Below are 8,616 nucleotides of genomic sequence, written 5' to 3'. Positions count from 1 at the left end.
CGGCGACTCCTACGATAATGCGATGGCAGAGAGTATCAACGGGTTGTACAAAACGGAGGTTATCCACCGCGGGAGCTGGAAAAACCGGACGGAAGTGGAGTTGGCCACGCTGGACTGGGTGGACTGGTACAACAACAGAAGGCTGCTCGGGCGGCTGGGTTACATCCCTCCTACTGAAGCCGAAATGAACTATTACGCTTTGCAATTAGCATCAGAGGAAGCGGCGTAGTATTGCCAAAATTACTCTCTAATAAACTCGGGGTTATTCAGTGCCTGGCAATTTTTGCCCTGCTGGAGCTGCATAATCTTACCGGCTGGCTGTTTTTATTGGCGGTGCCGGCGCTGTATATGCAGGCGCGCTATGTCCTGCACGAGACAGACCCCTCCGGCATCAGACCGATGCTGGAGAAAACCGTCAAATGCGTGCTGATTGTCAATATTCTGTTCGCGCTGGGCCTGCTGCTGGCCTGACGCGGCTGCTTTTCTGACGCGCATCAAGTTCGCCTTTGATGACTTTGGCAACTCTGCTGAGAACGCGATATACTTGCGTCTCCAGTGGCAAACCGACGTAAATCCTATGAAATACGATACCTCAGAATTATGTGACATCTATCAGGAAGACGTGAACGTTGTTGAGCCTCTTTTCACTAATTTTGGCGGCAGAACCTCCTTCGGCGGTCAGATCACGACCGTGAAGTGTTTTGAGGATAACGGTTTGCTTTACGATCTGCTGCAAGAAAACGGCCGCGGCCGCGTCCTGCTGGTGGACGGCGGCGGATCGGTACGGCGGGCGCTTATTGATGCCGAACTGGGCAATCTCGCCGTGCAGAATGAGTGGGAAGGGATCGTGGTTTACGGCGTGGTGCGCCAGGTAGATGACCTGGAAGAGCTGGATCTGGGCATTCAAGCCATGGCCGCCACCCCGGCCGGCGCCGCCAGCGAAGGCATTGGCGAGAGCGATACCCGCGTCAATTTCGGCGGCGTCACCTTCTTTTCCGGCGATCATCTGTATGCTGATAACACCGGCGTTATCCTGTCCGAAGACGCGCTCGATCTGGAATAAGCGCCAGCGCCGCCGTGGACGCAACGCTACCATGGCGACGGCGGCGTCCCGTGGCTGCCCGGTACGCGAGCTCAGGCGGCAGCACCCGCAGTGACGGAATGCCAGGCGCCGAGCTCTGGTGGCAGCACCCGCAGCGACGGGATGACAGGCGGCGAGCTCAGGCGGCAGCACCCGCAGTGACGGGATGCCAGGCGGCGAGCTCAGGCGGCAGCACCCGCAGTGACGGGATGCCAGGCGGCGAGCTCAGGCGGCAGCACCCGCAGTGACGGGATGCCAGGCGGCGAGCTCAGGCGGCAGCGCCCGCAGTGACGGGATGCCAGGCGGCAAGCGCCGCCGGGGTGGTGCAGATAAGGCAGCTTAACGCGACTTGCCTGACACACAAGGCGATGCGCGCACCGCCCGCAGGGAGAACGTCAAGACGTCAGACTTCATCCATCTTGCTCAACAGGCCGCGCAGACGCTCTTGCCATACACTCTGTTCCTGTCTGAGCTGCTCGTTTTCGTTCACCAATGACTCCCGGTTGCCCTGCGCCTGCTGCACTTCCTGGCTCAGGCTGTTGTTCTTTTCTTTCAGCTCTTCGATTTCCATTTGCAAAAGCGTGATGGTATCGATCGCCTGCTGGACTTTCGCTTCCAGTTTCTCAAATACTTCAAATGCCATTTGTTTCCCCTTAAAGACACAAGGCGTCTTGGTCAGTGGTCGCTACACACCCTTGTGTAACTCGAAAAAGCCGACCGCCCAGGCGTGTTGCCGCTGCCCTATGCTGTGACTTAACCCGGATTTTAAGTAGCCTGCCTGCCCGTGTCCATACACATTGTCTCAATTAGGACATTAGACCCCCGCCAACGCCGCCGGTTCGCCCCCATGGCGGGATTTCGCGTCGCCGGCGGCTTTCATTCCGGCCGACGACGGGGGCTTTTATTCCGGCCGGCGACGGTGGCTTTTTTCCGGCCGGCGGCGGTGGCTTGTTTTCCGGCCGGCGGCGGCTTGTTTTCCGGCCGGCGGCGGCGGCGCTTCCGTTTCCCTTTATAATGCACGCCGGGTGCAAATTGGGTACTTAGCGGCGTAAGAAATGGGTGTTTAGGAACCAATTATTAAGCGAGTACGCGCATTTTTATGACACGGCCCACACATTTAACGTTCGATATTTCTCGTTTTTGCTCGTTAACGATAAATTCACATTATAACTACATAAGTTATTACCCTATTCTCAATCAGTGACAGCGGTGTTGCATCAGCCAGGTCCAATACCGCTCAGCCACAGGAACCTTTTATGAGCCAATTAACATCACCGACAATCAAAGGGCAATGCATCGCCGAATTCCTCGGTACAGGACTACTGATTTTCTTCGGTGCCGGCTGCGTCGCCGCCATGAAACTGGCCGGCGCGTCGTTCGGCCAATGGGAGATCAGCATCATCTGGGGTATGGGCGTGGCGATGGCGGTGTACCTCACCGCGGCCGTTTCCGGTGCGCACCTCAGCCCGGCCGTTACTATCGCGCTGTGGCTGTTCGCCAGCTTCGAGCGGCGCAAAGTCCTGCCCTACATCGTGGCGCAAATGCTGGGTGCTTTCTGCGCTGCGGCGCTGGTGTATGGCCTTTACTATAATTTGTTTTTTTATTATGATCAGGAACATCATATGGTTCGCGGCAGCGTCGAAAGTCTGGATCTCGCCGGCATTTTCTCGACCTACCCTAATCCGCATATTTCGGTGGCTCAGGCGTTTCTGGTCGAAATGGTCATTACCGCCATTCTGCTGTGCTTGATTCTGGCGCTGACGGATGACGGCAATGGCATACCGCGCGGGCCCCTGGCGCCGCTGCTGATCGGGATTCTGATTGCGGTGATAGGCGCCTCGATGGGACCGCTGACCGGCTTCGCCCTGAATCCCGCGCGTGATTTCGGCCCGAAAACCTTCGCCTTCCTGGCCGGCTGGGGCAAAGTTGCTTATACCGGCGGCCGGGAGATCCCTTACTTCCTGGTGCCGCTGATTGCGCCGGTGGTCGGAGCCTGTTTGGGCGCCTTCGGTTATCGCGCATTGATAGGGCCACATCTGCCCGGTCAACTGAGCGGTGCAGAGGCCGATGACGTCGCCGTCGCCCAGAGCCGCGCCACGCGTTCCGAGCCCAAAGCCTGATTTCCTTTGTTGAACGTCTAAAATAGCGAGAAATTCTTATGCCATCAGAAAAAAAATATATCGTCGCGCTCGACCAGGGAACCACCAGCTCGCGCGCGATCGTGCTCGATCACGACGCCAACATTGTCAGCGTCTCTCAGCGGGAATTTACTCAAATTTATCCCAAGCCGGGCTGGGTGGAACATGATCCGATGGAAATTTGGGCCAGCCAAAGCTCGACGCTGGTGGAGGTGCTGGCGAAAGCGGATATCCGCTCCGATCAAATTGCCGGCATCGGCATCACCAACCAGCGCGAAACCGCGGTGGTATGGGATAAAGAGAGCGGGAAACCTATCTACAACGCCATCGTGTGGCAGTGCCGCCGTACCGCGGACATCTGCGAGAAGCTGAAACGCGACGGGCTCGAAGAGTATGTGCGCCACACCACGGGCCTGGTTATCGACCCCTATTTTGCCGGGACCAAAGTCAAATGGATCCTTGACCATGTGGACGGCGCTCGCGAGCGCGCCAAGCGCGGCGAATTGCTGTGCGGCACCGTCGACAGCTGGCTCATCTGGAAAATGACCCAGGGACGGGTGCATGTAACCGATTACACCAACGCCTCGCGCACGATGCTGTTCAATATCCATGAACTGGAATGGGACGACCGCCTGCTGGATATCCTCGATATTCCGCGCGCCATGCTGCCCAAAGTGCGGCCTTCGTCGGAAATTTATGGCCAGACCAATATCGGCGGCAAAGGCGGTACCCGTATTCCCATCGCCGGTATTGCGGGCGATCAGCAGGCGGCGCTGTACGGCCAGCTGTGCGTCTCCCCCGGCATGGCGAAGAATACCTACGGCACCGGTTGCTTTTTGCTAATGAATACCGGCACCGAAGCGGTACAGTCGCGCCACGGCCTGCTGACCACCATCGCCTGCGGCCCGCGCGGCGAAGTGAATTATGCGCTGGAGGGGGCGGTCTTCGTCGCCGGCGCCGCCATTCAATGGCTGCGCGATGAGATGAAGCTGATTAACGACGCCACCGACTCGGAATATTTCGCCAGCAAGGTGAAAGACACCAACGGCGTTTACGTGGTGCCGGCCTTTACCGGCCTCGGCGCCCCGTATTGGGATCCCTACGCCCGCGGCGCCATCTTCGGCATTACGCGCGGCGTTAACGCCAACCACATCATCCGCGCGACGCTTGAGTCTATCGCCTTCCAAACCCGCGATCTTATCGAGTCCATGCAGGCGGATTCCGGCGAGCGGCTGAAAGCGTTACGGGTAGATGGCGGCGCGGTGGCCAATAATTTCCTGATGCAGTTCCAGTCCGATATTTTGGGGACCCGCGTCGAACGCCCGGAGGTCCGGGAAGTCACCGCCCTCGGCGCCGCTTATCTGGCGGGCCTGGCGGTCGGTTTCTGGAGCGATCTGGAGGAGGTGCGCAGTAAAGCGGTCATCGAACGCGAGTTCCGCCCCGGAATTGAAACCACGGAGCGTAATTATCGCTATGAGGGCTGGAAAAAAGCGGTGGCGCGCGCGCGGGCCTGGGAAGAGCAGGACAAAGAGTAACGGCCGCCACCGAAGCGTCGCCCCCCGGCGGCGACGGCGGAGTGTGGTAAACTGGCGGCCATTGCATCTCAGGCCGTCAGGAAACCGTCATGAAACGTGAATTAGCCATTGAATTTTCCCGCGTCACCGAAGCCGCCGCCCTGGCCGGGTATAGCTGGCTGGGCCGCGGTGACAAAAACGCCGCGGATAACGCCGCGGTTCAGGCCATGCGCATTGTTCTGAATCAGGTGCCTATCAATGGCCGTATTGTGATAGGCGAAGGCGAGATCGATGAAGCGCCTATGTTGTACATCGGTGAAGCGGTCGGGACCGGCGCCGGCGAGGCGGTAGATATTGCCGTCGATCCTATCGAGGGCACCCGCATGACCGCGCTGGGGCAGGCCAACGCTTTGACAGTGCTGGCCGTGGCCGAGAAAGGCGCGTTTTTGCATGCGCCGGATATGTACATGGAAAAATTGGTGGTCGGCCCGGCGGCCCGGGGCGCTATCGATCTCGCCGCCCCGCTGGAGGATAATTTGCGCGCGGTCGCCAGCCGTCTGGGTAAAACCCTGTCGGAATTAACGGTGTCGCTGCTGGCCAAACCGCGTCATGAGGCCTGCATACAATCCCTGCAGCGGCTTGGAGTGCGGGTCTTCACCTTCCCCGATGGCGACGTTGCGGCGTCAATCCTCACCTGCATGCCCGATAGCGAAGTCGACGTGATGTATGGCATCGGCGGCGCGCCGGAAGGGGTGATCTCCGCTGCGGTAATCCGCGCCATGGATGGCGATATGCAGGGCCGCCTGCTAGCGCGTCATCAGGTGAAAGGCGACAGCAAAGAGAACCGCCTGATAGGCGCGGATGAACTCGCCCGCTGCGCGGAGATGGGTATTGTGGCGAATCAGGTGCTACGACTGGAAGAGATGGCACATAACGATAACGTCATTTTCTCCGCCACCGGCATTACCACAGGGGACTTGCTGAACGGCATCACGCGCAAAGGCAATATTGCCACCACCGAAACCCTGCTTATCCGCGGCAAGAGCCGCACCATTCGCCGCATTACGTCGATTCACTATCTCGATCGCAAGGATGCCGCGCTGCATCCCTTCATTCTCTGAACGCCCACGGGGCGTAGGCCGCGCCCCTCTAGACAACTTCCGGCCCCTGGCGGTGCAGGGTTTGCGCCAGCGGCAGCCAGCACAGCAGGATCAGCATCCCCATGGCGAAAGTGATCATCCCCAGGCTGAACTGGCCTTGCTGCGGCAGCAGCGAAGAAAAGCCGGCAACGGCGCCTGAGCCTATATTTTGCAGGCCGCCGACCAGCGCGCCCGCGGTGCCGGCCAGATAGGGATAAGGCTCCATCGCGCCGGTGGTGGCTAGCGGAAACAGCATGCCGGCGCCGAAGAAGAACAGACCGGCGGGCAAAAGCAGCGTCCAGAGCGTCATGATGCCGAACCAGGCCGGCAGCCACATCAATACCCCCGCCAGCAGGCAGCTCATTACCGCCCGCCACATCAGCGCGCTGAACGGCTTGATTGCGCGCCCCGCATACCAGGCGCCCAGAAACGTGCCCGGCAGCGGCAGGATGAATAACAGGCTGACCTCCCGGCCCGTCAGCCCCATGCTGCCCAACAGCACGCCGCTGCTGGCCTCGAACGCGACAATTCCCGACAGTCCGCCGACCAGCATCAGCAGATAGTGATTGAATACCTTTTCGCTTAACAGGCGCTTAAAACCGAGACTTCGACCGCTGCCGACCGGGCGCAGCGGACGCGTCTCCGGTAAACGCCCCCAGACCAGCAGACTGACGCTGCAGCTCAGCAGCAGCAGGAACGCGAAGCACGCGCGCCAACCCAGCCAGTCGGCAAGAACGCCGCCTATCAGCGGCGCTAGCAGGGGGCTTATCAAAATGCCCATATTGAGCAGCCCGTTAGCCCGCCGCAGCGAGCGGCCATCGCAGATGTCCCGCGGCAGCGTGCGCGCCATCACGCCGCCAACGCCGGTGCCGATGCCCTGGATACCACAGGCAATTGTCATCATCGACAGCGATTGGCTTAGCATGGCCAGCATCGTTCCCAGGCAGAAGATCGCCATTCCGCTCAAGATGACCGGCCGGCGCCCCACCTGATCGGAAAGCGGACCGTAAACAAGCTGCGAACCGCCATAGCACAGGAGGTAGGCGGCCATCAGCCCCTGTATCGCCCCTTCGCGCACCATGAGATCGCGGGCGATAAGAGGAATGCCGGGTACATAAATGGTTTGCGCCATCTGTCCGACGGCCACCAGGGTAATTAATAACATCAACACGGACAACGCACGCGGGTTCATCATAGATATTACTTAGATAGCTTATTAATTCTGTGCATTGCTTGTTGATAGTGATATATACAGAATAATGGTGGATTTTCAGACATAAATACCACACTCAAGTTGTAAGTCCAGTTAATATCTTCATTATCCCGACCATTGCACTGTAATGTCCGGTGAACGGAAGGTAAATTATTCTGTACGCGCTCCCTGTGGAGCGTTTACCTCGCCGCGGACTGGATGCGTTACCGAAATTAGCTGATAATGGCACGTCCGCAGAGGGGGGTTGAACGCCGACGTGTTCTGAAGGACAATTTTCAGCCGCTGTGACAGAGTGGATAAACGCATGTCGACCGGGGAATGACCGGCAGGATCAAGGGGAGTTAACTACTATGGCTGAATGGGTAACGGGTAACGTGGTGCAGGTGAAGCACTGGACGGACAGTCTCTTTAGTCTCATCGTCCATGCGCCTGTCGACCCTTTTACCGCCGGACAATTCGCCAAGCTGGGTCTGGAAATCAACGGCGAAAAGGTTCAGCGCGCCTATTCCTATGTCAACGCGCCGCGAAATAACAACCTGGAGTTTTACCTGGTGACCGTACCGGAGGGTAAACTTAGCCCGCCGCTGCATAGGCTGCAACCCGGCGATAATCTGATGGTGACCAAGGAAGCGGCGGGTTTCTTCGTGCTGGACGAGATCCCGCCTTGTGACAATTTGTGGATGCTGGCGACGGGTACCGCATTAGGTCCCTATTTATCGATTCTTGAGCAAGGCGAAGGGCTTGAACGTTTTAACAAGATTATTCTGGTGCACGCGGCGCGCTTTGCTCAGGATCTGAGTTATCTGCCGCAGATGCTGGAACTGCAGCAGCGCTATAACGGTAAGCTGCGCGTCCAAACGGTGGTCAGCCGCGAACAGGTTCCCGGGTCGCTCACCGGACGCGTTCCTGCCCTTATCGCCGACGGCTCGCTGGAAGCGGCGGTGGACCTGCGGCTGGAAGCCGAAAACAGCCACGTCATGCTGTGCGGTAACCCGCAAATGGTGCGCGACACGCAGCAGCTGTTGAAAGACAGCCGCGGCATGCGCAAACATTTCAAGCGCAAGCCGGGCCATATGACCAGCGAGCATTACTGGTAATGGTGGCGACGGAGATAAAGGCCTGCAGGCCGCGGTCCCGCCGGTCCGCCTGGCGGCTGGCGCTGCTGTGCGCGATGGCCATCGTCCCCACCGCCCACGGGGGAGAGGCGCCTGCTGCAGTGCATCGCCATCCCCCCGTTGCGGCTGCCAGCGCGCCGCCCCCGGCCGCCAGCGGTAGCGCTGCGCCGCCCGCCACAGACGCCAGCCACAGCGCTTCCCCTGCGCCCCCGGCAAGCGCACCCTCTGCCGCCAACGGCATCGCCGGGCCGCCGGCGCCAAACGGCACAGCCCCGACCGCCCCTTATCTGCATAGGTATCTACACATTTATCGTGATACCTGTTATTACTTTGCAGAATGATTTCAACCTATCTGTTGGCGGGATTGACTCTCGCCTTACCCGCCGATATCAGACGCTGGTTAAACAGCATATGAC

General features: G+C 59.2%; 9 protein-coding genes. 7 read left to right on the top strand and 2 right to left on the bottom strand.

The annotated features are described in order from the left end of the window. From CINSTRO3249_RS09815 to rraA, 3 genes are all read left to right on the top strand, one after another. Window positions 1-229 (top strand): integrase core domain-containing protein (locus tag CINSTRO3249_RS09815; RefSeq protein ID WP_143146879.1); only part of this gene is annotated, 229 nt, incomplete at its 5' end. Window positions 230-231: 2 nt separating this feature from the next. Beyond that, on the top strand, window positions 232-471 hold the full coding sequence (locus CINSTRO3249_RS09810; RefSeq protein ID WP_074013148.1) for a UbiA prenyltransferase family protein: 240 nt from the start codon (window positions 232-234) through the stop codon (window positions 469-471). A 106-nt stretch (window positions 472-577) separates the two neighbouring features. Further along, on the top strand, window positions 578-1,063 hold the full coding sequence (rraA, locus tag CINSTRO3249_RS09805; RefSeq protein ID WP_074013147.1) for a ribonuclease E activity regulator RraA: 486 nt from the start codon (window positions 578-580) through the stop codon (window positions 1,061-1,063). A 421-nt stretch (window positions 1,064-1,484) separates the two neighbouring features. On the opposite strand, the gene zapB is transcribed toward rraA, so the two are convergent. Further along, window positions 1,485-1,724: a cell division protein ZapB gene (zapB, locus tag CINSTRO3249_RS09800; protein WP_074013146.1), complete on the bottom strand. Its 240-nt coding sequence runs from the start codon at window positions 1,722-1,724 to the stop codon at window positions 1,485-1,487. A 613-nt stretch (window positions 1,725-2,337) separates the two neighbouring features. On the opposite strand from zapB, the gene CINSTRO3249_RS09795 reads away from it, so the two are divergent. The 3 genes from CINSTRO3249_RS09795 to glpX all read left to right on the top strand — a co-directional run bounded on the left by CINSTRO3249_RS09795 (window position 2,338) and on the right by glpX (window position 5,854). Next, window positions 2,338-3,201, top strand: a complete 864-nt coding sequence (locus CINSTRO3249_RS09795) for an MIP/aquaporin family protein (protein WP_074013145.1) — start codon at window positions 2,338-2,340, stop codon at window positions 3,199-3,201. 38 nt (window positions 3,202-3,239) lie between these two features. Then, window positions 3,240-4,754 carry a glycerol kinase GlpK gene (glpK, locus tag CINSTRO3249_RS09790; RefSeq protein ID WP_074013144.1) on the top strand — a complete coding sequence of 505 codons (1,515 nt, stop codon included), beginning with the start codon at window positions 3,240-3,242 and terminating at the stop codon, window positions 4,752-4,754. Window positions 4,755-4,843: 89 nt separating this feature from the next. Beyond that, complete coding sequence (gene glpX, locus CINSTRO3249_RS09785) at window positions 4,844-5,854, top strand: class II fructose-bisphosphatase (RefSeq protein WP_074013143.1); 1,011 nt, start codon at window positions 4,844-4,846, stop codon at window positions 5,852-5,854. Window positions 5,855-5,882: 28 nt separating this feature from the next. On the opposite strand, the gene emrD is transcribed toward glpX, so the two are convergent. Then, complete coding sequence (emrD, locus tag CINSTRO3249_RS09780) at window positions 5,883-7,067, bottom strand: multidrug efflux MFS transporter EmrD (RefSeq protein ID WP_074013142.1); 1,185 nt, start codon at window positions 7,065-7,067, stop codon at window positions 5,883-5,885. 368 nt (window positions 7,068-7,435) lie between these two features. On the opposite strand from emrD, the gene fpr reads away from it, so the two are divergent. Further along, the gene (gene fpr / locus CINSTRO3249_RS09775) at window positions 7,436-8,182 is read left to right on the top strand and encodes a ferredoxin--NADP(+) reductase (RefSeq protein ID WP_074013141.1); all 747 of its coding nucleotides are present in this window, start codon (window positions 7,436-7,438) and stop codon (window positions 8,180-8,182) included. The last annotated feature ends 434 nt before the right edge of the window (window positions 8,183-8,616 follow it).

The organism is Candidatus Sodalis sp. SoCistrobi, from assembly GCF_900143145.1.
GTDB lineage: Bacteria > Pseudomonadota > Gammaproteobacteria > Enterobacterales > Enterobacteriaceae > SoCistrobi.
Note: the sequence above shows the minus strand (reverse complement) of the source record. Positions and strands in the feature narration are given on the sequence as shown.

Coding starts and splice junctions, on each gene's coding strand:
- CINSTRO3249_RS09795 (WP_074013145.1), top strand. CDS start 2,338: ATGAGCCAATTAACATCACCGACAATCAAAGGGCAATGCATCGCCGAA.
- glpX (WP_074013143.1), top strand. CDS start 4,844: ATGAAACGTGAATTAGCCATTGAATTTTCCCGCGTCACCGAAGCCGCC.
- glpK (WP_074013144.1), top strand. CDS start 3,240: ATGCCATCAGAAAAAAAATATATCGTCGCGCTCGACCAGGGAACCACC.
- fpr (WP_074013141.1), top strand. CDS start 7,436: ATGGCTGAATGGGTAACGGGTAACGTGGTGCAGGTGAAGCACTGGACG.
- rraA (WP_074013147.1), top strand. CDS start 578: ATGAAATACGATACCTCAGAATTATGTGACATCTATCAGGAAGACGTG.
- zapB (WP_074013146.1), bottom strand. CDS start 1,724: ATGGCATTTGAAGTATTTGAGAAACTGGAAGCGAAAGTCCAGCAGGCG.
- emrD (WP_074013142.1), bottom strand. CDS start 7,067: ATGATGAACCCGCGTGCGTTGTCCGTGTTGATGTTATTAATTACCCTG.